This is a genomic window from Streptococcus parasanguinis (genome assembly GCF_009717775.1).
Taxonomy (GTDB): Bacteria; Bacillota; Bacilli; order Lactobacillales; family Streptococcaceae; genus Streptococcus; species Streptococcus parasanguinis_AG.
In genome coordinates this window covers 640,579-664,718 of the sequence record NZ_WMZF01000001.1, presented here as the reverse complement: position 1 = coordinate 664,718, position 24,140 = coordinate 640,579, and the positions used below count along the sequence as shown (strand labels likewise).

The following is a 24,140-nucleotide window of genomic DNA, read 5'->3' as shown; positions in this document are numbered from 1 at the left end:
TACATATAAAGGTTATTGCCCCTCTGTATCTTGGGCTACCCAGACACTGACGGAACGTTCTGCCACTGGGAATTCAGCAGTACCGTCTTCTTGGACTTGGACGGTTTCGCTACAATTTTCTAGTACATCATAGTAGGTGAGGCCTGCGTAGGATGAGCCGATCTCCATGACTTTTGTAGCAGCTTGGTTATTGGAAATCAAGCAGGCGATTGGTGCTGATTCTTCTGAACCTGAACGTGTCCAACCGATGCAATTAGGATCATCGAAGTAGTCCGTTTCTTCCCCATAGGCCAGATCTTTACGAACCCATAAGAGTCGATCGAGGACCCCTTGGAAACTTTCTTGCGCAAATTGGCCCTCGATACCGTAGTAGTCTCCATAGAAGACACAAGGCAAACCAGCTTCACGAAGTAAGATCAAGGCATAGGCTGCAGGCTTAAACCATTCTTCAATGTTAGATTCCAAGGCTTGCCCTCGTTGGGTATCATGGTTGTCCACAAAGGTTACGGCCTGTTCAGGATGATTGAGTGCTAGTGTTCCGTCAAAAATAGTTCGAAGGTCGAAATTTTCACCCTCTTGACTAGCTCTGAAGAGATTTTGGTGGAGGGCTACGTCGACCAGGTCATACAGGTAATCAATACTTTCCAAGTACTCATCGTTGGTTTCTGTGTCCCCATTCCAAAATTCACCAAAGACGTAGAAATCTTCTCCATATTTTTTGGTGATATTGTGGATGAAATTCTTCATAAAGAAGGAGTCAATGTGCTTGACTGCATCCAGACGGAAGCCCTCAACCCCTGTTGTTTCGATAAACCATTCAGCCCATTGGTCGAGATTTTCTATAACCTCGGGATGTTTGAAATCGATATCGGCGTACATGAGGTAATCGTAGTTTCCGTTTTCTTTGTCTACCAGATCTCCATGAGCCCAACCTTTGTTGTCCCCTTGGATTTGGTAGATCCCATTCTTATTACGTGAAGCATCGTAGTCAGTGCCGGTGAAGTGGTACCAATGCCAGTGGAAGTCATTATAGGCGCCATTTCGGCCATCAAAGGTGAATTTGGTCCATCCTTGAATGGTGAAGGGTTCAGTGAGAACCTTGTTTCGATCCATGGGATCGACCTCAACGACCTCGAATTCCTCTAAGCCATCGGCAGCAGCTTTATGGTTGAGAACGACATCGGCCATTGGTTGAATCCCTGCATCTTTGAGGGCTTGGATGGCTTGAAGATAATCGTCTTTGAAACCGTATTTGGTACGAACCGTTCCTTTTTGATCGAACTCGCCCAAATCAAAGAGGTCATAGACTCCGTACCCAACGTCATTGTTAGAAGTAGCTTTAAAGGCAGGTGGCATCCAGACCTTGCGAATACCCAAGTCTGCTAAGTGTTGCGCATCTTCAGCAAGACGCGTCCAGTGGTTCCCATCAGCGGGCAAATACCACTCAAAATATTGCATTAAGGTTTGATTTTCCATCGTTATTTCTTCTTTCATGTGAATGTCCCTATTTTACCAAAAATAGTTGGATGCGACAAACGTTTGCGCTGGAAGCAAGCCCTTTCTGGAAAAGAAATCGCATACATGAAAGAAATGAAGTGAGAATATAAAAAGTAGCATTTTATCTACGTAGAAATATCAGTCTGATACATATATTTCTATTCATTCATTTAGTTTGATTATATCAAAGGAGGATTGGTTTGAAAGTGAAAACCACCAATAGAGAGAGCATCGAAACGATTTTTACCGAAGCCTTGGCGATCCCAAGCTTCACCAATACTGAGACCGAGCAAGGAATCGAAGCCTACCTGGATCAACGGATTGCTAAGATCCCCTATTTCAGGGAACATCCGGACCATTTTGGGCGCTATCAGGTACCACAGGATCACTTGCATCGGTCGGTCAATTGGGCCTTGGTTGATAAGGGCAAGAAAAAAACAGTTATCCTTTTCCACCACCATGATACAGTCGATCTAGAAGACTATGGAAATTTGGCAGAAATCGCGCTCGATTCTGATCAAGTAGCAGAAGCCTTGAAAACACTGGATAGGCGACCAGATATGCAGGAAGATTTAGCTTCTGGGGAGTGGAAATTTGGCAGAGGGTCTTGCGATATGAAAGCAGCCCTAGCCCTTCAATTGGGGGTTCTGGAAGCCTATGCAGCAAACCCCACAGAAGGTCAGGTCAATCTGCTCTATCTCTCTGTTGGAGACGAGGAATCCTATTCACGTGGGATGCGTGGAGCCTTGGGCCTCCTCACAGATTTGCAGGAAAAGTTTGATCTGAATTATGTATTAGCAGTGGATTCAGAGCCCTTTGAATCGGAAGTAGGAAAAGAAAAGGTCCTTCACATTGGCACAGTCGGCAAACTCATGCCAGTCGTTGTGTCGCAAGGCGTCTTGTCCCATATGAAGGAGCCCCTTAAAGGGATCAATGCCTTGTCCCTCTTAGTAGCCATTGCAAGCCAGCTAGATCTTCATCCCGATCTGGCAGATCAGGCCTTGGGAGAAACGTCTCCCCTCCCTTCTTGGTCCTATCTCAGAGATTTGAAGGAGCAGTACGATGTATCGACCGTGCTTTATGCGGCTGGTTATTTCAGTGTGTTGCATTTGAAGAAAACACCACAAGAGCTCTTGCGACGAATCTATGAGCTTAGTCAGGAGGCCTTGGACGCCTTTTACGTGAAGTACGAGCACTTGCAGGATCAGGCTGGCCAAGACCATATGATTGCAAGACCAAGAGTCATCACCTATCAAGAACTAGAGGAACGTTGCCAAGCCTTAGAGGGCTACCAAGACTATAGAGAAGCTTCTAATAAAAAAGCGGAGCAAGATTTTCGTAATGGGACCAGCTACCAGAGCCTTGCGATTCAGCAAATCCAGCGACTCCTTGAGTTTCTCGGAGATAAAGATCCCATAGTAGTCATCGGTTTTGCGCCCCCATATTATCCTTCCATGAATTGTCGCTTTTTAGACAATACCGATTTCAATATTGTGTCCCTCATCACTGATTACCGCGAGTATCTGGACACAAGAGGTTACCTCTTAAAAGTCGAAGAATACTTTATGGGGATTAACGACACCAGTTATTGTGCCTTGGAAAAGGATGTGGCTTCTTATCAAGTCGTCCTAGATAGCCTAGCCACACCAGCTCAGGTCTATGATCTGGATCTGGAAAAAATTGCTCAAATTCAGGTTCCAGCAGTTAATCTAGGACCATGGGGTAAAGAATTGCATAAGCGAGGAGAGCGGGTCTACAAAGAAGACTTCTTGGAGACCATTCCAAACTATCTGCTAGAATTGCTCTACCATTTCGATGATCGCTTATCAACAGAATAAGAAAAAACGGTCCCAATGAGGATCAATTAGGGAGTTAACATGATTACATTTCACGGAGTTACCAAAGATTACGATGGGCATATTGCCCTCAACCACTTGGATCTGACCATCGAAGATGGGCAAATTGTCGGACTGATTGGCCACAACGGAGCCGGTAAGTCAACGACGATTAAGAGCCTGGTCAGTGTCATCACCCCAACCACTGGATCCATTGAAGTGGATGGTCAGGACCTCTATAGCCATCGGCTTGCGATCAAAAAGAAGATCGGTTATGTGGCGGATTCGCCAGATCTTTTCTTGCGTCTCACAGCCAATGAATTCTGGGAATTGGTTGCGACCTCTTATGATATGAGTCAGAAAGACTGTGATCAACGCTTGGAAGAGCTTCTTACGATCTTTGATTTTCAGAGTCACCGCTATGAAGTGATTGAATCCTTTTCACATGGGATGCGCCAGAAGGTCTTCGTCATTGCAGCCCTCTTGTCGGATCCAGATATCTGGGTCTTGGACGAACCCATGACCGGTTTGGATCCACAGGCTTCATACGATTTAAAACAAATGATGCGCCAGCATGCGGATCGGGGCAAGACGGTTATTTTCTCTACCCACGTCTTAGAAGTGGCTGAACAACTCTGTGATAGAATCGCCATTCTCAAAAAGGGTAATCTCATTTTCTATGGGACGATCGAGGAATTGAAGGGCCAACATCCCGAACAAAGTCTGGAAAGTATCTATCTCAGTCTAGCGGGTCGGAAGGAAGAAGGTGGCGATCATGCGTCTTAAGATCATCCGGCAGCTGGTCAATGTCAATATGATCTATGCCAGTCAGCCCGCTCAGATCGCAAAATTACGTGCCAAACAGGCCAAAAAACCGGACGTCAAACTCAATGTTGCCCGTAAATCGGTGCTCAACTACCTCTTTTTAGGCCTGGTCTATTTCCTCATATTTGGCTTGCTCTTTAGTATCTATGATTTTGTCCATCAGCCAGCCTTCTTTGTCAATATGGTGGCCCTCTTTTCCTTGATGACCATTTCCCAAGGCTTTATGAGTTTTTACAATGTCTTTTATGAAAGCAAGGACCTCCAGTTTTACCGGCCCTATGCCTTCTCAGATGCGGAAGTCATTGCTGGAAAAAGTATCTCGGTCATCCTGACCCTTCTCATGGCTATCCTTCCATTGATCAGCTATTTTTTGATCCTGCCTGTCCAAGCAGGCGGCTTCAATCCGTTAGGGATCCTGCTAGGCCTCTTTTGTGCCGTGATTCTCTTAGGCGTTCTCTTTTTAGCGACGATTTTACTAGCTCATTTGATCACTAAGACCCTTTTTTTCAAAAAACACACGACCCTGGTCTCCAACATCATGGTCGGAATTGGTTCTCTTCTGAGCCTAGGAGCTTATCTCTATCTGAATCTAGTCCAAACCCATCGGGTAGAGGTGTCGGGTGGAGCGGATATTCCCATTCTATTTCCACCTTTTACAGCCTTTCATCAGTTTATCCTCCATCCTTTTGATGGTGGAGCGATCCTTGGCCTTCTGGGCTGGATAGCGGTGCTTTTGGTCTTGATCGGCCTGGTTCGCAAAATCGTGATCCCACAATTCTATGATGCAGCCCTTGCGGTTGCGACCAACCAAACCGTCAAAGAGCGCGTGAAAGCCATCCATGTGGGCCAGAAAGACTCCTTTAGACAGTTTGTCATTCAGTATCATCGCAGACTCTTGAGCGATGGAACCCTTATGGTGCAAGTCCTATTGATGATGAGTATTCTGCCATATATTTTCCTCCTCAGTGGAGCAGCAGGAGCATCAAAAAATATAGGAAGCCTCAGTCCTTACTTGACACCCCAGTATCTGGTACCACTGACCCTTGTTGCCATCTTGATCGGTGTTTTCAATAGTTTTGGAGGCTTGACCAGTATCGGTATTTCGCTAGAGCGCGAAAACTTTGAATACTTGAGATCCCTCCCTGTTGATTTCAAACGCTATCTCTTTATGAAGTTTTGGTTGCTCTATCTGGTGCAATCCATCCTTCCTTTCATTCTTCTAGTTGGCGTTTGTCTCTATTTTGGCGTCCATCCCTTGGCTATCCTTGCCATGTTACTGATCTGGGTTGTAACGACCATTCCGATCTGCATCCGAGACTATGTCAAAGATTTTCAGAACTTTAGCACCAATTGGACCAATATCACAGAGTTGATGACCCGTCATCGTGGGAATGCAGTTCTTCAGTCTATCCTCTTGATTGTCTTTCTCTTTGTGATGTTTCTCCTGATCATTGTCAGCTTCATTTGGACCTATCATTCCGTCAGCACCCTGCTGGCCGTGATCCTTTATAGTGTCATACTGCTAATTGGAGCTGGGATCAGCTATACCATTTACCGCAAAAAAATCCGTACCCTCTACCAAGAGATCGGAGAATAAAAAAAGAGAGTGGGACAGAAATCGGTCATTCGTTAGAATTCAATTTCGTCGTCCCACCTCCGCACAGTTGAGTAGGGCTGTAAAGCTGATGAAATCAGTGTAATAGAGCCCACTCAACCGCTGCGTCTTGCTCGACAATCCAAAAACAATTGAGAGGCTAGGACTTTTGTCCTAGCCTCTTTTAGTGGTAACTTAAATTTCATACCCCATGAGGAGGCCGCCTTCTTCGGCGTAGAAACTACAAAGTCCAGAAGTAGGAAGGACTTCGATCATTGCATGGGCAAATTTTTCACGAACCAATGCAGAGAATTGCTCAATAAATTTTTCATTGTTGCGGTGGGCGATGGTGATATGACCGCCAGCATAACCCGCCTTGATCAATTCATCAAAAGCAGCTTTGATCGCTTTCTTTTGGCCCCGAGCTTTTTGGAGCAACTCAAGAGTACCGGTCTTACTAGCTTCCCCGACCATACGGATATTGAGGAGTCCGACAACAGTCCCGATCAATTTGCTGAGACGCCCATTTTTGACCAGATTATCAACCTTGGCCAAAACAAAGAGCAACTTCGTCTTAGACTGGTAGGTCGTGATCACATCGACTACTTGATCAAAATCGAGGCCTTCAGCGACCAACTGATTGAGCTTGCGAACGATCAGGTCCACCTCACCCCCAGCTGACAAGCTATTAATGACGTGGATATTGGTATTCGGATGCTCTTCTAGATAAATCTTCTTGGCCACCTCAGCACTATTGTAGCTACCTGAAAGGGTTCCAGTGATGGTCACAACGACGATATTTTCAGCTCCTTCAAAGGACTTCATATAATCATCGGGACTCGGACAGGCAGACTTAGAAGCAGTCGTAGTCGCATACATCTCTTCCATCATCTGATCGATATTGAGTTGGACATCATCTGTGTAGATAGTTTCTCCCACTTGGATGGTCAATGGGACACTGACAAACTCCGTATCCGGTGCCAGATTGTCCAAAGAGCGGTAGTCACAGCCTGAATCCGCAATAATTTTCCATTTCATCAGTTCATACCTCATAATTGTATAAAAATGTACATTGACAAGTAGTATGTCTTCTTTTACAATTATATCATGAAGTACAATGCTATCCAAGCAGATATCATCAGGTGAGACAGATAGAAAGTAAATGTTATGGCAGAAAGAAAAATATCCGAGAAATCCTTGGAAAATCTCAAACGATTTAACCGAGAAAACAATGCGATTACACGAGAATCCATCGAAATCTCTCTCCTGCAATTGTTGGAGAAAAAAGATCTGAAAAAGATCACCATCTCTGAGCTGGTTCAGCGTGCGGGTGTCTCTCGCGCAGCCTTTTACCGTAATTATGACTCCAAAGAAGAGATTCTAGAGTCCATCTTTCAATCTAGTATCGCAAAGATTACCAAGTCTTTAGATGGCTACAATCTCAAGACAGACCTTTACCAAGTCTGGGTCTACCTCTTTAAGGAAGTCAAGAAAGAAGCCAAGATCATCAGTCTAGCTATTGATTATAATTTCGAACGGCTCTTGACTAAGGCTGTTTATGATTTTTTAGAAAAAAGAAATGGCAGCTCCTCGAATGGCGCTGGCAGCTACCTCAATTCCTTCTGGAGCTCAGCCATTGTCTCTGTCATCTCCAAATGGATTAAGGATGGTATGAAGATCCCCGCCGAGAAGATCGCGACACTTGGTCTGCCCCTCTTTCCACAAAAGAAGAAGTAAACACCACCGAGAGGTGGTGTTTTTTCTTGCAACTATTTCCAACTAGTGAGGAAGTTGCCCCAGTCGCAAAATTTCGGTATGATGGTAGGAGTTAACTACGAGCGTGGAGGTTGAAATGAAACGAGTGAATAAGAAAGTAGTAGGAGTGCTAGTCCTTTTAGTAAGTATAGGCTCTTTCTATATGTGGAAGCAAGTTCAAAAACATGAAAAAACGAGTCAGCAAGAAACCGAGCAGAAATATATTGATGCGAAAACCGAGAAACCTACAATTCATGTTTTTGATGACAATAAATTTGTATTTGTTGCGCAAAAAGATGGGATAGGTGGGATAGCATTCGGTCAAGACTATATTTCAGTTTTGGATGTCCATCAAAAAGAGATCAATCAAAGTATGATTGATAGAGAGAAAAATGGTTCACCTAAAATTGCAAAAGATGAGTATTTTAATATTATTTCTTATGATTTGAATGCTTCTGGCTTTCCAAGTAAAAAGACGGAAGTATATCAATTATTAGGGAAAAAAGAGTATCGAGGTGCGTACGATATCAGTCAGTATTATGCTGATAACAAGGATTACATACCGGTAACTTTGTATAAAGTTGGAAATAATGATAGTAGAAAAATCATAGTTGATATTACGAATCAAAAAATTGAAAATCTTGAAAATTTTGAGGATAATGGAAAATCAACTTTTTCTGCCGCTGAGCAGGAATTGTCAAAAGGGAATGTATATAATAACATTCGACAAGCTATGAAAGAGAAGTACCATTTGAAATTCACGGCTGGTTATATTGATACCTTACTTTCAAAAGAAGATCGTGAAAAGATAGATATCTCCAATACAAACTTTGCCCAAGACTATCCGGAAATGGCTAAGGATATAAAGGATTTAGCTCGTTTATATATGAGACCTAAACAGTACTCAACCAAAGAGTGGTTTGATACAGTTCTTCATTGGTTTGCACCAAAGGGGCAGGACGTGTTAGAGGTCTATGCGACGGATCCAAAGACTGGTGAGAAAACACAAATAAAATCCTACGATGAACTGCAGGTTTGGTCTGCTAATCATACAGACTAGAAAGGGTAAGAAATATTATGAAAAGAAAAAGTGTTATAGTAACACTAGTATTAGTAACTTTGTTACTGATTTGGACGAATGTCTGTCAAAGTTTTCCTCAAAGCAAAATCAAATGAGTTTGATATGAGGTTGATAGGATACACGTCATATCTCAATAACAACAAAGGAGATTTATGGTTAAAGATTATAAAGAACTAAGAAGACGATACAATATTCCAGTGATAGTCCTATTGGTCATTCTAGCCTTACCGTTTTTATATATCGTGCAAGTGACCCAAAGTAAAAGGATCGCGACTATTTGTTTTTTGATTTACTTACTGATGGAGCTGATTCTAGTTATCATTAAAGATACTCTTTTAGTCAAAAAGTTGAATAGTCTTATCTATCAGGATATAAATCTTGACTTGATGGCAAGCTATATTCTGAACCAAAAAAGAAAGAGTATCAAAACTATTAAAGCGCGTGTACAGTTTGCCACTATTTTCTATTCCTATAGGATTGGTGACTTTGCTGCCATCGAAGCAGTTGTAGACGAACTCAAAAATAATCAAAAGTTTACAGATGTTGAACAAGTAAAATTAAACGAAATTCTATTGAATGCAAACTTATTTTCAAGGCCAGATTTGAAGGAGGATGAGTTTGAGGAGTTACTAGCTAACTATTTGGCAGATGTTGAACCACTCAAGATGGCATACAGAGCTCGCTATGATCTACTGGTCAAAAAAGAGTCCAATGATGCCGTTCTAAAGGAAGTGACAAACAACAAGTTCTCACAATTGGAATCTATGTATCTGAAGGCAGTCAATGAGTACCTCAAAGGGAATAGAAATAAGGCAATGGAGCTATTTCGTACCATTGCGAAAGAAGATGAGGGATTGTATCTGGTCCGAATGGCTCAGGCCTATCTAGATAGTGAAAACTCGGGAGAAAAGAGTGTTTCGCTTGATACGAGACAAGAAGAAGTTACTTTGAAATTATTGCGAATGAAGCTGGTAGAAGTCAAACCAGCTAAATCAACTAAATCCACAAAAGGACTTTCTTTTTTCAAAGGCTGGAAAATTGCTTTACTGTTAATCCCGCCGTTTTTATTGTATGCGATGGTCTTAGTTGTAATAGCAGTCTTCAAAAAAATAGGGGCATTCGTTCTCTCGAAATCTGGAAAATAGGTGAAATATTCTTATATTCAGAAGTACACATAGAAAATAACTGAATAGAAGCAAGGTGAAAAATCAATGGAATTAAAATTTAAAAATTCAAATATGACCTGTTTTCAGATTGTCCAGATAGATCAAGAATCGAAGAAGTATATCATGGATACGAGTACAATGAGACCTAAGAGTTACTACTGGGGAATTAAAACAGATACGATTACAGTGGATATGGTGGAGATCGAAAAGAATAACAATCATTTCGAAATTAAGCCCACAACACCTGTCAGTACGACAATGGCAGCCATCATTGTCCAACCAATTGTCAAAGTTGGTTATGATGTTCTAAAGCGGCTTTTTATTCAAAACAATCTTAGTGAGCAAGTGTTATTAAAGTTATTGCTCTTTGCAATTTCAATGCTGATTTCTTATTTTGCCATTCTGATTTCATTAAAGTTGGCCCATAAAAAAGCAGATAAATGGATTCCTAAAAACAGTCGTAAATACACAGTTACCTTTAAAACTATTAAGAAAAGTAACGGAGGAGTATATCCTTTAGTAGGGGTAATTTTCATTTGTTTACTTTTCTTCCTTGGTGAAAATAATGGAACTGAAGGTGCTTTTTTGGTAATCAATGGAATCGTATGCTTATTCTTTTTCATGTTTACTCTAGGAAGTTTCCCAATTGCTCTTCCCTATAAGCAAGGTCAAATTGTTCTTGAAAACATAGAAGAACAGTAGAAGTTTTGTGATATCGTAGAAGTTACATAATTGGCAAATACCATTAATTCAGAAAGTGATCGAATAAAATAAATGGAAGTTAATTTTAAAGCCTTGGATGTCTATTATTTTGGCATCCTTGAAATGAATGGAAAAAGGTATGTTTTAGATTCAAATTCGTTGACATCTAAACGTTACTATTGGGGATTTGCTCCTAAGGAGTTCAAGTTGGATATCATAGAGTTAGAGGCTTCAAATAGAAACTTTGACAAAAAGATTAAAATGGCTCCAGAAGGTAGACGTTCGATAGCGATAAGTATTAGTGTTGCACTTAGTTCAGCTCTATATAGAATAGGGGCTGGAATTTTTAGATATTATAGCATTAGTCAGAATCTCTATTTAAAAATCTTGTTATTTCTAATTTCAATTCTGGTAGCTTTTGTCATTTATAGGGGAATCCTTTAGAAATCTCGAAAGGAAATTGCCAGACGACTCACACCCAATCGTCCAAAGTGTAAGATTGTCTTTCGAAATGTAAAGAAGCAGCGACAATTTCATGCTTATCTTTTTCTTATTCCAATTTTTATTGTGTTTGGATTCTATATGAATACTCATGATGGAACTGAAGCTTGTTTTCTTTATATCAATGGCATGTTGGTTTATCTTTGTATTTGGATAGAGTCAGGTAGTCTTCTATTTGAATATGCGTTTGAGAAAGGGCGTGTTGAATTTGAGAGACTGGAAGCAGTGGATGAGGATAAATCTGTTTACAAAGAAAATTAGAAGGAACTATGCATGCTAAAAAAAGCAAAAATAGAACAATTATCAAAAATTAATCTTCGTTACCGGATCTTACAAATGGATGGTGAGTCTTATTTAGTCGATGCCGATCGTCCCTTTCTCATTAGCTATTTCTTTCCATGGATTTTAAGCTTCATCCCTCATCGAGCCTATCCTTTAACTAAGGAAGAAGTGCAGACTCTAGCTCCCTCGGATCTTTCTAAAGTTCTCAATAAAAAGGATACTCGGAAGAAAGGTTTTGCTTCAGCTTTCGGTATGGGTACAACTGCCGTGCTGTTATCGAAGGCTTTTCCTGTTGAAAAATATCTTTATTTTACTTCACATGTGCTAAATTTTGGAATGTTGGCTCTAGTTTTTAGCCTTGTAATAGGGATTCGGATATAGACAAGCATTCGGAAACCAATGCCCAACATTGTAAATAGCAACCACCCTATAAAGATATACCTCGTCGCAAATGATAGAAAGCATCGATTATTATCAATGATAGCTCCAACTTTTTTTGCTGGGTTGGTTGTATTTTCATCTTGTGCAATATTTAGTAATATTGCACAAAACTTTATCCTTCATATAGCTTTGTTGATATTTTTATCGCTGTTTGTGTTTTCTGGTAATATGCTATTTTTTTCACCAGTGGTGGATTACAAAGTGAAAATTAAATCTCCTAGAAAGGATCTATTTAAATCGTGAAAATGACAAAGAAAAAAATGATGCTATCCTTACTGGTTTTGCTCTCGCTCATTGGTGGGATTTGGCTCTATATACGCTTTTCAACTGAGAGTTATTACAAGCAATTTCAGGAATATAGTGGAAAAGCCAAAATTGATGACTATGAGATGATTGCGGATGGTGCAGGCATGATTACTCACTGGAAATCAACCGATCCCAAGGAAGACCGGTTGATGAGGGCATATGGGTCTTATTATTATTTTGATCCTGTCAGAGTCGGTTCAAAGCATATTTTGCATATGAATATGAAATTGAGAGAGGATCTGTACTTTCAGGAAAAACATCCATCTAAGGATGAATATTGGACTGTTAGTGTTTACAAAGTTGATGGAGAACGATTAAAAGAAGAGAAAGAGATTGATTTGTTTAAAGTTGTTGAACAGTTCGATCCGGATTATATTCCTACAGAATTAGGTTCAGTGTATTCATGGAATGGACGTGAGTTAGCTGCATTACAAATTCGCAGTACCAAAGATAACTCGGTTCGGAAGATGATGTATTTAAATTTAGATACTCGTAAACTGGAACGAAATGAAACCTTAGAGAATGATCACCAAAGAAAACCGGTTCCGGCTTTCAATGCACGACTTGATCGTGATAAGAGCAGTATTGAAGAATTGAAATTTTTTGATAATTGGTTTTCAATTGATCCTAAGGATCTCTCAAAATCGCAATTTAAGAAATCTTCCAAGGCCTATCAGCTCTTAAAGGAAAAAGATACCAAAGTCATAGTAATAAAACCCCAGAATAGTGCGGATCAATATGCAAGAAGTATTGCTGTATTTGAACTCTTTATGAAGAAGGGTGTGAATCTCTATCAAGATGTCACCATTCCAGCTGAGGTATCAAAAGATGGTCAGGTGCATACCACTCAAACAAAAGGAGAATTTGATCACTATTATGATTTAGAAAAGGCAGGCAAAGCCTACCATGAGATTGATTGAAGTAAGAAATACAAAGGACAAGAACGATGATCGAAGAACGAATCCAAGCTGCTAAGCAGTATGTAAAATCCTTATTTGCTGATCGAGCGGATGGCCATGATGTGGAGCATACCCTCCGCGTCTATACCAATGCTATGAGAATCGCACAAGCAGAAGGTCCATGTGATCTGGAGATAGTGGGCTTGTCAGCTCTTCTTCACGATGCTGATGATGATAAATTGTTTCAAACAGAGAATCATGCGAATGCTCGTAAGTTTCTAGAAGAGATCGGTACTCCTAAAAACCAAATCGAGCAGATTTGTCGGGTAATCAATGCTGTTTCTTTCAGCAAAAATCGCGGTAAACATCCAGAAACCTTAGAAGGCAAGATTGTCCAGGATGCAGACCGGCTCGATGCGATAGGAGCTGTAGGAATTGCGCGAACTTTTTCCTATGGTGGCCACAAAGGGAGACCCCTTACTGATACCGTCCAACATTTCCACGACAAGTTGCTCCTCTTAAAAGATGAAATGAACACGGAGACTGCCAAACAAATGGCAGAAAGTCGCCATCAATTTTTAATCACCTTTCTAAAAGAACTAGAGAAGGAATTGGACTGAGTGAAATATTGAAATTAACTTTTATAAAAGACTTATTTGAAAGAAAGATATGCTAAATCAACTAATAAAGAAACCTATTTTAAGTTGTTCAATTATATTTGTTATCTGCTCAGTAGCAAGGCTATTCGAATACTTGTATATGAGGACAGATGATACTTTTTTATCGGAGAATTTTCTACACAAACTTTTTGGAATACTTTTATTGTGGGGAATTCTTTCAATTAGCAAATTAAGATGGATAGATATTGGTTTTACACCTAATGGAATTATAAGAGGTATAGGAAATGGCCTGCTCTTTGGTTTAGTGTGCTCCATCTTTGCATATACAGTTGAGTGTATTGTTCTCTTGTTTCTTCATGGCAATGTTCACTTATCGTTTTATGCCAGTGGTTTTTCCTTAACAAACGAAAAAGGATCACAAGCAGGTATCTTGTTTATCATGTTAAGTATCTTATTTAACCTGATAAACGTGTGGATGGAAGAAGGAGTTTTTCGTGGCCTTTTCACCAAAATTCTTGAAGGGATTTCTTACCGTAAGAGTCTATTCTTTATAGCCTTCCTATTTGGAATATGGCACTTGGCAATGCCGTTCAGAGATTATCTTCAAGGAGAATCGTCACTCTTAAATCTTATTACCATGGGGATTGGCTATGTTATCCTAGCGGGAATGATGAGCATCAAATGGTCCTTACTTTACAAAATGACAGGTTCCTTGTGGCTAGGACTAGGAGATCATCTTTTCAACAATCTTGCTTCAAATCTGGTCCATGTTGTCTCAAATTCTGAATCAGATAGCTTGCAGATAGTAAGAATTATTCTTTGGCAGTTGTTGTCATTTGCAATTGTTTTGAGCATTTATAAAAGAAAGTCAAAGACTATAGCAAATCAATGTTGAAGCTCTTTTAAAAATTTTTGAATCCTATTACAGTTTATGAATCAACGATAAAAAATTTTTTATAAGTAACTCTAACAAAAGAGGCTGGGACAAAAGTCCTAGCCTCTCAATTATTTTTGGATTGTCGAGCAAGACGCAGTGGTTGAGTGGGCTCTACTACGCTGATTTCATCAGCTTTTACAGCCCTACTCAACTGTGCGGAGGTGGGACGACGAAATCGAATTCTAACGAATTACCGATTTCTGTCCCACTCTCTTTCTTTATTCTTGGATCATGGCTAGGAGATCCTCTCCTGTAGTGGTTGGAAGGATCCGGACTCGTTTGAGGGAATAGAGTCCATCAGCGGAGCTGGCTAGTCCATTTTTAGTGGTGAGGCCTAGTTTGTAGTCAGCTTTCTTGGCTTGGTCGATCGTGACCTGGCTGTAGCGACCGGATGGGTAGACGATAACGCTGGTATTTTGATCCAGCACCTTATCTAGCAGGCGTTTAGAAGCAACTAGCTCATTCTTTTGGGTCTCAAGACTGGAATTGGCTAGGTCTGGATGATTGACCGTATGGCTTTCAAAGGTCAAGCCAGCACTTTTCATCTCTTTGATTTGGTCAAAGGTCAGGACATTTTCTTTTTCCTTTTGGGTAAAGTCCGTGATGATATTATTGGTGGCGGTCATCTTGTACTTCTTAAGAAGCGGATAGACGATAGTATAGAAATCTTCGACGCCATCATCAAAGGTCAGCCAGACAAATTTCTTTCCTTTGGGTACTTCGTTCTTGACGAGGATGCGATAGGCTTCCCCAGGTGTCAGGGTGTAGTAACCCGCTTTTTTTAGGGCCTTTAGTTGGCTTTCAAAGGTTTCTGGATCAACGATCAAATTAGCATTGGCAGCTTCAGACTCGGCCATATTGTGCACGGAGTGGTACATGAGGATGGGCAGTTTGACCGGCTTTTTCACCCGAGTCCACTCGATAGAGGAGCTACCTTCTTCGAGAGAACGCGTCATGGCAGTGCCACTGGTATTCCCCTCATTCGGCTGAGTGATCCGCTTGATCAGAAGAAAGCTACAAATAAAGATACAGACCAGTAGGAGGGCATTGATTCCAAGTAGGGCTTTGATTTTTTTAGGTACTCTTCGTTTACTCATAGTGTCACCGTTTTCATTATTTTCTTTATTGTACCACAAATTCTAGGTTCTTTTCCAGAACTTGCTACAGGCAGATCCTGTCATGAAAATTCAGAATTTTTAAGGCAATTGGCTGTCAAACGCTCAAGTTTTTGTTATAATGGAGCTACTATAGAAAATTCAAGGAGTCAATAGGATGTCTGTTAAGATTGCCTTACTAGGATTTGGTACTGTTGCAAGTGGCGTACCATTTTTATTAAAAGAAAACCATGAAAAAATCACCCAGGCAGCTCAAGATGAAATCGAGATCGCCAAGGTCTTGGTTCGAGATGATGCTGAGAAGGAAAAATTACAAGCTGCTGGTCATGACTACAACTTTGTGACCAATGTCGATGAGATCATTGAAGACAAGGACATTGCCATCGTGGTTGAATTGATGGGTCGTATCGAGCCAGCTAAGACCTTTATCACCCGTGCTCTTGAAGCAGGGAAGCACGTGGTTTCTGCTAACAAAGACCTTCTTGCCGTTCATGGAAGCGAGTTGCTAGAGATTGCTAAAAAACACCAAGTGGCTCTTTATTATGAAGCTGCCGTAGCTGGTGGGATCCCAATCCTTCGGACCTTGGTGAATTCCCTTGCTTCCGACAAGGTGACCAAAGTGCTCGGGGTGGTCAATGGAACATCTAACTTCATGATGACCAAAATGGTCGAAGAAGGCTGGACTTATGAGGATGCTTTAGCAGAAGCGCAACGTCTTGGTTACGCTGAAAGTGATCCAACCAACGACGTTGAAGGTATCGATGCTGCATACAAGATGGTGATCTTGAGCCAGTTCGCTTTTGGGATGAATATCCAATTTGACCAAGTAGGTCACAAAGGAATTAGCCAGATCACTCCTCAAGATGTATCGGTTGCTCAAAGCCTTGGATATGTCATTAAGCTGGTCGGATCTATCGTTGAAACAGAGTCAGGGATCGCAGCAGAAGTGACACCAACCTTCCTTCCAAAACAACATCCACTCGCAGGAGTGAATGATGTCATGAATGCGGTCTATGTGGAATCCATCGGTATTGGTGAGTCTATGTACTACGGACCAGGTGCTGGTCAAAAACCAACTGCGACAAGTGTCGTAGCCGACCTCGTCCGCATTGTCCGTCGTCTAAAAGAAGGAACGATCGGTAAAGCCTTCAATGAATACAGTCGCCCTCTTCAATTGGCTAAGCCAGAAGACGTGAAGAACAATTATTACTTCTCAATCAAGGCACCAGATGCGACTGGTCAAATCTTGCGTCTTGCGGAAATCTTTAATGCAGAAGGAGCTTCCTTCAAGCAAATCCTTCAAGAAGACTCAGATGGTCACTATGCAAGTGTTGTCATCATTACTCACCAAGTTAACCAAACTCAATTCAAGAACTTGGTTGAAAAATTGGATTCAGAGGCGAATTTCGAACTCTTGAATACCTTTAAAGTCTTGGGAGAATAAGCATGAAAATTATTGTTCCAGCAACCAGTGCCAATGTAGGGCCAGGATTTGATTCTGTTGGGATTGCCGTGACTCGCTATTTGACCATTGAAGTCCTTGAACCAGCAGATGCTTGGTTTATTGAGCATGATCTTGGAGCAGGGATTCCGACAGATGAGAAAAACCTTTTGCTCTCAACAGCTCTTTCTATCTCAACTGATATGCAACCCCATCGGATCAAGATGACTAGTGAAGTGCCTTTGGCGCGTGGTCTTGGCTCTTCTAGCTCGGTCATTGTCGCAGGGATTGAATTGGCCAACCAATTAGCCAACCTCCAGCTATCAGACGCTGAGAAATTACGCATCGCGACCGAGATCGAAGGTCATCCGGATAATGTAGCTCCAGCTATCTTTGGGAATATGGTCATTGCGAGCTACATCGGTGAAGATGTCCAATATGTCACGGCTGACTTCCCAAGCTGTGACCTTGTGGCCTTTGTACCGAGCTACCAATTGAAGACCAGTGATAGTCGGAATGTCCTACCGAAAGAATGGTCTTATAAGGAAGCTGTTGCAGCCAGTAGCGTAGCCAATGTCGCTATCGCAGCTCTCCTCAAGGGAGATTTGCTGACGGCTGGTCGCTCCATCGAGTCTGATCATTTCCACGAACGCTACCGTCAATCTCTTGTCAAAGAGTTTCCTCAGGTCAAAGAAGTCGCCCATGCGCATGGGGCTTACGCCACCTATCTGTCGGGAGCAGGCCCAACGATCATGAACCTCTTAGCGCCAGAGCATGCAGCAGCCTTTGTTGCAGCTCTCGAAAAACTCGGGCTAGATGGTCAGATTTTCCAACTTAAAATTGACACATTTGGCGTTCGTGTTGAGAATTAAACCCGAATGTAACACAAATGAAAGAAGGATGTATACGAATGTATATGTCCTTTTTGCTTCTCCTATGGTAGAATGGGAACAGTATGGGGAAAAGCTCAAGCTTTCCTGAAAATCTAGGGGGAAACATGAAACCAGAATATTTATATAGTATTGCTACCGATCTTGGTCTGCAATTTGATGGCGAAGCTCGTGTGATGTATGGAGAGCGTGAAGGCTTCTTGTTGGTCATTGAAGGCGCTCAAACCAAGAATGTATTTACCATTTCACTCAGTGTGAAACAAGGTTCCGAAGGAGACTTGATCGAAGATAGTGAAATTCTTTGGAATGAATTAAAAGAACAATCAAAAGCCATTAATGCTATCTCTTCTGATGGTTACTTGACCTCGATCGTTGTCAAAGGTGGAATGATCAAAGGGAAGGCTGTCGAAACCTTATGGACAGCTATCCAAGATATTGTTGATTTCTTACTCAACCACCAATTTGTGCAAGTGAATGCGGAAACGGGTGAGGAAGGACCAATCGGTCTGTATCAAATTGGAGATGCGATCTTTTTAATCGACGATGCAACCTTTAGAGCCTACCAAGCCGAAGTGCAAGATACAGTTGAGGCTTATGAAGCGCGGGAAGAAAACTTCCTTTTGGGGATTGTAGGGGCTGTGATCGGTGTAATCATCGGTGGAGCAGTTGCCCTCTTGTTAGCGCGTCTTGGCTATGTATCTGTTTTAGCAGGGGCTGCCCTCGGTTATTGTACCATCAAAGGTTATGAGATTCTTGGTAAGAAATTGACTAAAAAAGGTGTGGTAGTTTCAGCTATTTTGATGGTCTTGACCGTCTTTTTGGTCAACCAATTAGATTATACTTTGGCGCTTATGAGTGAACTGGATTTGCCATTTGATATGTCCTGGACGCTTCTCAATGAAGCGACATTCTCAGGGGATGTCCCTGATAAATTTTACTTGAATCTAGCACTCTTAGCTGTCTTTACTCTTGGTGGTGCTTGGATTTCGGTCAAATCAGCTCTGGATGGACAAAAGAATCGTGCCATTGCTCGTAAAATTGCATAATGAATGATAAAAGGAAGGCCTGAATATTATAGGTCTTCTTTTGTTTTTTAGGGTCGAAAAATAGTCAAAAATTTGGTATAATAGTTTGTATTTTTATAGAGAGAGAGCAGACAGAAAGATGAATGAAAAAATAAATCAAATTCTTGAAGGGATTGATATCCGTTTTCAAGAACCTTTAAAACATTATACCTTCACAAAGGTAGGTGGGAATGCTGAATTTTTAGCCTTTCCCCGCAACCAATACGAATTAAAACGCATCGTTCAATTTGCCAACCAAGAGCAAATTCCATGGATGGTCCTGGGCAATGCATCCAATATCATTGTCCGCGATGGGGGCATTCCGGGATTTGTCATTATGTTTGATCGCTTGCGTGACATCAGTGTGGATGGGTATGTGATCGAAGCAGAGGCAGGTGCTAAACTCATCGACACCACCCATGTGGCCTTGCACCATAGTTTGAAAGGTTTTGAGTTTGCTAGTGGCATTCCAGGCAGTGTCGGTGGTGCAGTCTTTATGAATGCGGGAGCCTATGGAGGAGAGATCGCGCATGTCCTAGTATCCTGTAAGGTCTTGACCAAAGACGGAGAGATCGAAACTCTGTCAGCGAGTGAACTAGCTTTTGGCTACCGTCAATCTAAGATTCAAGAGACAGGTGCTGTCGTCATCTCTGCCAAATTTGCTTTGTCTCCTGGCAATCACGAGCAAATCAAGCAGGAGATGGATCGGTTGACCCATCTTCGTCAGTTGAAACAACCCCTTGAATACCCTTCTTGTGGATCCGTCTTTAAGCGTCCTGTCGGTCATTTTGCAGGTCAATTGATCAGTGAAGCAGGTCTGAAAGGCTATCGAATCGGTGGTGTGGAAGTTTCTGAAAAGCATGCCGGCTTTATGGTCAATGTCGACAATGGAACTGCTAAGGATTACGAAGATTTGATCGCCCATGTCATTGAGGCAGTAGAAGCTCACTCAGGCGTCCGTTTAGAACCAGAAGTTCGCATAATCGGCCAAGCCTAAGAACTTAAGTATTGAAGAACAATTGATAGTGAACCATCGATAGCATCAGTCGGAGAGGGGGTGAGTGCCTATCGATACCGTAAATAGGTGGGGCAGTCTAGTAAGTCCCCGAGAGGTATTGGTGGCCTGACAGGTCTTCCTGTCAGCCGCTGCGTTTTCGTTTGAAAAGCAGTTTGGTAATCGTAGTAAAGAAGGAATTTATGTGAATTGAAAAAACCAATTATTGAGTTTAAAAATGTTACAAAGGTCTTTGAAGATAGCGGAACCGTTGTCCTAAAGGATATCAATTTTGAATTGGAAGAAGGGAAGTTCTATACCCTGCTCGGTGCATCTGGATCAGGAAAATCAACTATCCTTAATATAATTGCCGGTCTTTTAGATGCTAGCTCTGGAGATGTCTACCTTGATGGGGAACGGATCAATGATGTCCCTACCAACAAGCGGGATGTCCACACCGTCTTTCAGTCCTATGCCCTGTTTCCGCATATGACGGTCTTTGAAAATGTGGCTTTTCCCCTTCGTTTGAAAAAGCTGGACAAGGCTGAGATCGAACGTCGGGTTTCAGAAGTATTGAAAATGGTCCAGTTAGCAGGATTTGAAAAACGCTCGATCCAAAAATTATCGGGTGGTCAACGCCAGCGGGTAGCTATTGCACGGGCTATTATCAATGAACCACGAGTAGTCCTTTTAGATGAGCCTTTGTCTGCACTTGACTTGAAACTTCGGACAGACATGCAGTATGAGTTGCGGGAATTGCAACAACGCTTGGGCATTACCTTTGTCTTTGTTACCCACGACCAAGAAGAAGCCCTTGCAATGAGTGACTGGATCTTTGTCATGAATGAAGGAGAGATCGTCCAATCTGGTACACCGGTTGATATCTATGATGAACCGATCAACCACTTTGTAGCGACTTTTATCGGGGAGTCCAACATCCTAGATGGTCGCATGATCGAGGACTACTTGGTTGAGTTCAATGGCAAACGCTTTGAAGCCGTCGATGGAGGGATGCGTCCAAATGAACCAGTTGAAGTCGTCATTCGTCCAGAAGACTTGCAAATCACCCTTCCTGAAGAAGGCAAGCTCCAAGTGAAGGTGGACACCCAGCTCTTCCGTGGTGTGCATTACGAGATCATCGCCTATGATGATTTGGGTAATGAGTGGATGATTCACTCCACTCGTAAGGCCATTGTGGGAGAAGTCATCGGGCTAGACTTTGAACCAGAAGATATCCACGTTATGCGTCTCAATGAAACCGAGGAAGAATTCGATGCGCGGATCGAAGAGTACGTTGAAGTGGAAGAGCAAGAAGCTGGTTTGATTAATGCCATTGAGGAGGAAAGAGATGAAGAAAACAACCTCTAATCTATTTATCCTCCCCTATTTCTTGTGGATTTTTCTCTTTGTCTTGGCTCCTGTAGTCATGATCATCTTTCAATCGTTTTTCAACGTTGAAGGGCAGTTTTCACTTGAAAACTACAAAGAGTTCTTTACTTCGCAAAATCTGACCTATTTAAAGATGAGTTTTAATTCGGTCCTTTATGCCGGAATTGTCACCCTGGTGACGCTCTTGATCTCCTATCCGACTGCTTACTTTTTGACGCTGCTCAAACACCGGCAGTTGTGGTTGATGTTGATCGTCTTGCCAACCTGGGTCAATCTCTTGCTCAAGGCCTATGCCTTTATCGGAATCTTTGGGCAAAACGGCTCCATCAATAGCTTTTTAAGCTTTCTCGGAGTCGCTCCCCAGCAGATCCTCTTTACCGATTTCTCCTTTATCTTTGTAGCCAGCTACATCGAGTTGCCGTTTATGATTTTGCCGATCTTTAATGTCTTAGATGACTTGGATCCAAACTTGATCAATGCCAGCTATGATTTGGGAGCCAATCGTTGGGATACCTTCCGTCATGTGGTCTTCCCCTTGTCCATGAATGGAGTCCGCTCAGGTGTGCAGTCTGTCTTTATTCCTAGTCTGAGTCTCTTCATGTTGACACGGATGATCGGTGGAAATCGCGTCATTACCTTAGGGACTGCGATTGAACAGCACTTCCTAACAACACAAAACTGGGGAATGGGTTCTACCATCGGAGTTGTTCTGATCCTTGCTATGCTCTTTACCATGTGGGCAACGAGAGAAAGGAGAGAACGATGAAAAAAGTATCTCATTTCTATCTAGGCTTCGTCTTTCTGATCCTCTATCTTCCAATCTTCTATTTGATCTTTTATGCTTTCAATAAAGGGGGAGATATGAATGCCTTCACAGGCTTCACGCTTGAGCATTTCAATGAATTGTTCGCAGATAGTCGCCTGATGCTGATCTTATCAGAGACCTTCCTCTTGGCCTTCTTGTCAGCCTTGATTGCGACGGTGATCGGAACCTTTGGAGCCATTTATATCTACCAATCCAAGAAAAAGTTAGAAGGACCTTTGCTCTCCATCAATAACATTCTCATGGTAGCACCAGACGTTATGATTGGGGCCAGCTTCTTGATTCTCTTTACGACGGTGAAGTACCAGCTAGGTTTCCTATCTGTTCTGGCTAGCCACGTGGCCTTCTCGATTCCCATTGTGGTCTTGATGGTCTTGCCACGTCTCAAGGAAATGAACCGGGATATGGTTAATGCTGCCTATGACTTGGGAGCTACTCAAGTGCAAATGCTCAAAGAGATCATGTTGCCGTATCTGACACCAGCCATCATTGCGGGCTACTTTATGGCCTTTACCTATTCGCTTGATGACTTCGCCGTGACCTTCTTTGTAACTGGAAATGGCTTTACAACCTTGTCTGTAGAGATCTACTCACGTGCCCGTCAAGGAATTTCCCTCAGTATCAATGCCTTGTCTGCCCTTGTCTTTCTCTTTAGTGTGCTCTTGGTCATCGGTTATTACTTTATTACCCGTGAAAAGGAGGAAACAGCATGAAAAAACTTTATTCATTCCTAACTGGGATTGTCCTTGTCATTCTGGTCCTCTGGGGAATTAGCCACCAGATCGAAGCGAGCATGAATACCAAGAATAGTGACAAGCTGGTCATTTACAACTGGGGAGATTATATCGATCCAGACTTGCTCAAGGAATTTACCAAAGAAACAGGAATTCAGGTGCAATATGATACCTTTGATTCCAACGAAGCCATGTACACTAAGATCAAGCAAGGGGGAACTACCTACGATATTGCGATTCCTAGTGAATACATGATTGCTAAGATGATGGATGAGCATCTGGTTGAAAAGTTGGACCAATCAAAGATCAAAGGGATGGAAAATATTGATCCAAAACTCTTGAACCAATCGTTTGATCCGGGTAACCAATATTCAGTCCCTTACTTCTGGGGTACCTTGGGGATTATCTACAATACCAAGATGGTCAAAAATGCTCCTGAACATTGGTCAGATCTCTGGCGTGAAGAGTACAGAAATGACATCATGATGTACGATGGTGCGCGTGAGGTCATGGGAATTGGTCTCAATACCTTGGGCTATAGCCTCAATGAAAAGGATCCAAAGAAATTGCAAGAGGCAGTAGATAAACTCTACACCTTGACGCCAAACATCAAAGCTTTGGTTGCTGATGAGATGAAAGGCTATATGATCCAAAACAATGCGGCTATTGGGGTTACCTTTTCAGGAGAAGCCAGCCAAATGCTCGAAGCCAATAAGGATCTTCGCTATGTCGTCCCAACTGAAGCCAGCAACCTTTGGTTTGATAACATTGTCATTCCAAAAACCGTGAAAAATAAAGAAGCAGCATATGCCTTCATTAACTTCATGCTTCGTCCTAAAAATGCTTTAAAAAATGCTCTTTATGTCGGCTACTCAACGCCAAATAAAAAAGCCAAAGCCATGTTGCCAAAAGAAATCCAAAATGACCAATCCTTCTATCCAAGCGATGAAACACTGGACCATTTGGAAGTCTATCAACAATTAGGCAAGAAGTTGCTTGGAGTCTATAACGATCTTTACCTTCAGGTCAAGATGTATCGAAAATAACAAAAAGGAACCTTCGGGTTCCTTTTTGATTGAAGATAAACTCCTCTTAGAAACTTTCCTTAAGTGAGTACGGACGTTAGGTGAAATTATCCAGTGGATGATTTCAGCAATCCACGAAGTTCCATGACTTAGTTTTGAACCCCTTCGCTTTTTAATTTTTAGGCTCAGGCTAAAACAGTTTCCCAAACTGTTTTACTCCCAAA

21 protein-coding genes and 2 pseudogenes are annotated in these 24,140 nt (G+C 41.9%); 20 read left to right on the top strand and 3 right to left on the bottom strand.

What is annotated here, in order from left to right; genetic code table 11:
* Window positions 1–12: 12 nt before the first annotated feature.
* The gene (locus GMC92_RS03420) at window positions 13–1,494 is read right to left on the bottom strand and encodes an alpha-amylase (RefSeq protein ID WP_155199723.1); all 1,482 of its coding nucleotides are present in this window, start codon (window positions 1,492–1,494) and stop codon (window positions 13–15) included.
* A 209-nt stretch (window positions 1,495–1,703) separates the two neighbouring features.
* On the opposite strand from GMC92_RS03420, the gene GMC92_RS03415 reads away from it, so the two are divergent.
* Genes GMC92_RS03415 through GMC92_RS03405 form a run of 3 tightly spaced genes read left to right on the top strand, consistent with a single transcriptional unit; the run spans window position 1,704 to window position 5,754 of the window.
* Window positions 1,704–3,335, top strand: coding sequence for a M20/M25/M40 family metallo-hydrolase (locus tag GMC92_RS03415; protein WP_338324037.1), 1,632 nt, complete (start codon window positions 1,704–1,706; stop codon window positions 3,333–3,335).
* Between the two features lie 39 nt (window positions 3,336–3,374).
* Window positions 3,375–4,118 (top strand): ABC transporter ATP-binding protein, encoded by a 744-nt coding sequence (locus GMC92_RS03410; protein ID WP_155199721.1) that lies wholly within the window; start codon window positions 3,375–3,377, stop codon window positions 4,116–4,118.
* Window positions 4,108–5,754 carry a hypothetical protein gene (locus GMC92_RS03405; RefSeq protein WP_155199720.1) on the top strand — a complete coding sequence of 549 codons (1,647 nt, stop codon included), beginning with the start codon at window positions 4,108–4,110 and terminating at the stop codon, window positions 5,752–5,754. Before GMC92_RS03410 ends, GMC92_RS03405 begins: the two co-directional genes overlap by 11 nt.
* A gap of 192 nt (window positions 5,755–5,946) precedes the next feature.
* On the opposite strand, the gene GMC92_RS03395 is transcribed toward GMC92_RS03405, so the two are convergent.
* Window positions 5,947–6,789: a DegV family protein gene (locus GMC92_RS03395; RefSeq protein WP_023918400.1), complete on the bottom strand. Its 843-nt coding sequence runs from the start codon at window positions 6,787–6,789 to the stop codon at window positions 5,947–5,949.
* Window positions 6,790–6,918: 129 nt separating this feature from the next.
* Between GMC92_RS03395 and GMC92_RS03390 the strand changes: the two genes are divergently transcribed.
* From GMC92_RS03390 to GMC92_RS03345, 9 genes and pseudogenes are all read left to right on the top strand, one after another.
* Window positions 6,919–7,488 (top strand): TetR/AcrR family transcriptional regulator, encoded by a 570-nt coding sequence (locus GMC92_RS03390; RefSeq protein WP_003010925.1) that lies wholly within the window; start codon window positions 6,919–6,921, stop codon window positions 7,486–7,488.
* Window positions 7,489–7,603: 115 nt separating this feature from the next.
* Window positions 7,604–8,566 carry a hypothetical protein gene (locus GMC92_RS03385; RefSeq protein WP_070587256.1) on the top strand — a complete coding sequence of 321 codons (963 nt, stop codon included), beginning with the start codon at window positions 7,604–7,606 and terminating at the stop codon, window positions 8,564–8,566.
* Between the two features lie 173 nt (window positions 8,567–8,739).
* Entirely contained in the window at window positions 8,740–9,732 is a 993-nt protein-coding gene (locus GMC92_RS03380) for a hypothetical protein (protein WP_155199719.1), read from the top strand.
* Window positions 9,733–9,798: 66 nt separating this feature from the next.
* A complete protein-coding gene (locus tag GMC92_RS03375; RefSeq protein ID WP_083307942.1) occupies window positions 9,799–10,455 on the top strand; it encodes a DUF443 domain-containing protein in 657 nt (218 codons plus the stop codon).
* A 72-nt stretch (window positions 10,456–10,527) separates the two neighbouring features.
* Window positions 10,528–11,217 (top strand): annotated as a pseudogene (locus GMC92_RS03370) (DUF443 domain-containing protein).
* A 12-nt stretch (window positions 11,218–11,229) separates the two neighbouring features.
* Window positions 11,230–11,922: pseudogene (locus GMC92_RS10825) on the top strand (DUF443 family protein).
* 2 nt (window positions 11,923–11,924) lie between these two features.
* Window positions 11,925–12,905 (top strand): hypothetical protein, encoded by a 981-nt coding sequence (locus GMC92_RS03355; protein ID WP_241672888.1) that lies wholly within the window; start codon window positions 11,925–11,927, stop codon window positions 12,903–12,905.
* Window positions 12,906–12,931: 26 nt separating this feature from the next.
* The gene (locus tag GMC92_RS03350; RefSeq protein ID WP_155199716.1) at window positions 12,932–13,504 is read left to right on the top strand and encodes an HD domain-containing protein; all 573 of its coding nucleotides are present in this window, start codon (window positions 12,932–12,934) and stop codon (window positions 13,502–13,504) included.
* Between the two features lie 49 nt (window positions 13,505–13,553).
* Window positions 13,554–14,399 (top strand): CPBP family intramembrane glutamic endopeptidase, encoded by an 846-nt coding sequence (locus tag GMC92_RS03345; RefSeq protein WP_049492035.1) that lies wholly within the window; start codon window positions 13,554–13,556, stop codon window positions 14,397–14,399.
* Window positions 14,400–14,659: 260 nt separating this feature from the next.
* Here the strand turns inward: GMC92_RS03345 and GMC92_RS03335 are convergent, their stop codons facing one another.
* Entirely contained in the window at window positions 14,660–15,538 is an 879-nt protein-coding gene (locus GMC92_RS03335) for a polysaccharide deacetylase family protein (protein ID WP_049492061.1), read from the bottom strand.
* A gap of 175 nt (window positions 15,539–15,713) precedes the next feature.
* Here GMC92_RS03335 and GMC92_RS03330 point away from each other — a divergent pair, with 175 nt between their 5' ends.
* The 8 genes from GMC92_RS03330 to GMC92_RS03295 all read left to right on the top strand — a co-directional run bounded on the left by GMC92_RS03330 (window position 15,714) and on the right by GMC92_RS03295 (window position 23,937).
* Entirely contained in the window at window positions 15,714–17,000 is a 1,287-nt protein-coding gene (locus GMC92_RS03330) for a homoserine dehydrogenase (protein ID WP_023918393.1), read from the top strand.
* Window positions 17,001–17,002: 2 nt separating this feature from the next.
* Window positions 17,003–17,869 (top strand): homoserine kinase, encoded by an 867-nt coding sequence (gene thrB, locus GMC92_RS03325; RefSeq protein ID WP_049492031.1) that lies wholly within the window; start codon window positions 17,003–17,005, stop codon window positions 17,867–17,869.
* A gap of 83 nt (window positions 17,870–17,952) precedes the next feature.
* Window positions 17,953–18,933: a hypothetical protein gene (locus tag GMC92_RS03320; protein ID WP_155199715.1), complete on the top strand. Its 981-nt coding sequence runs from the start codon at window positions 17,953–17,955 to the stop codon at window positions 18,931–18,933.
* Between the two features lie 118 nt (window positions 18,934–19,051).
* Window positions 19,052–19,948 (top strand): UDP-N-acetylmuramate dehydrogenase, encoded by an 897-nt coding sequence (gene murB, locus GMC92_RS03315; RefSeq protein WP_049492025.1) that lies wholly within the window; start codon window positions 19,052–19,054, stop codon window positions 19,946–19,948.
* Window positions 19,949–20,155: 207 nt separating this feature from the next.
* Complete coding sequence (locus GMC92_RS03310; RefSeq protein ID WP_045759571.1) at window positions 20,156–21,313, top strand: ABC transporter ATP-binding protein; 1,158 nt, start codon at window positions 20,156–20,158, stop codon at window positions 21,311–21,313.
* A complete protein-coding gene (locus GMC92_RS03305; RefSeq protein WP_003011144.1) occupies window positions 21,294–22,100 on the top strand; it encodes an ABC transporter permease in 807 nt (268 codons plus the stop codon). Before GMC92_RS03310 ends, GMC92_RS03305 begins: the two co-directional genes overlap by 20 nt.
* Window positions 22,097–22,870, top strand: coding sequence for an ABC transporter permease (locus GMC92_RS03300; RefSeq protein WP_003016507.1), 774 nt, complete (start codon window positions 22,097–22,099; stop codon window positions 22,868–22,870). The genes GMC92_RS03305 and GMC92_RS03300 overlap by 4 nt, the downstream gene beginning before the upstream one ends.
* Complete coding sequence (locus GMC92_RS03295) at window positions 22,867–23,937, top strand: ABC transporter substrate-binding protein (RefSeq protein ID WP_118095301.1); 1,071 nt, start codon at window positions 22,867–22,869, stop codon at window positions 23,935–23,937. The genes GMC92_RS03300 and GMC92_RS03295 overlap by 4 nt, the downstream gene beginning before the upstream one ends.
* Window positions 23,938–24,140 lie beyond the last annotated feature (203 nt).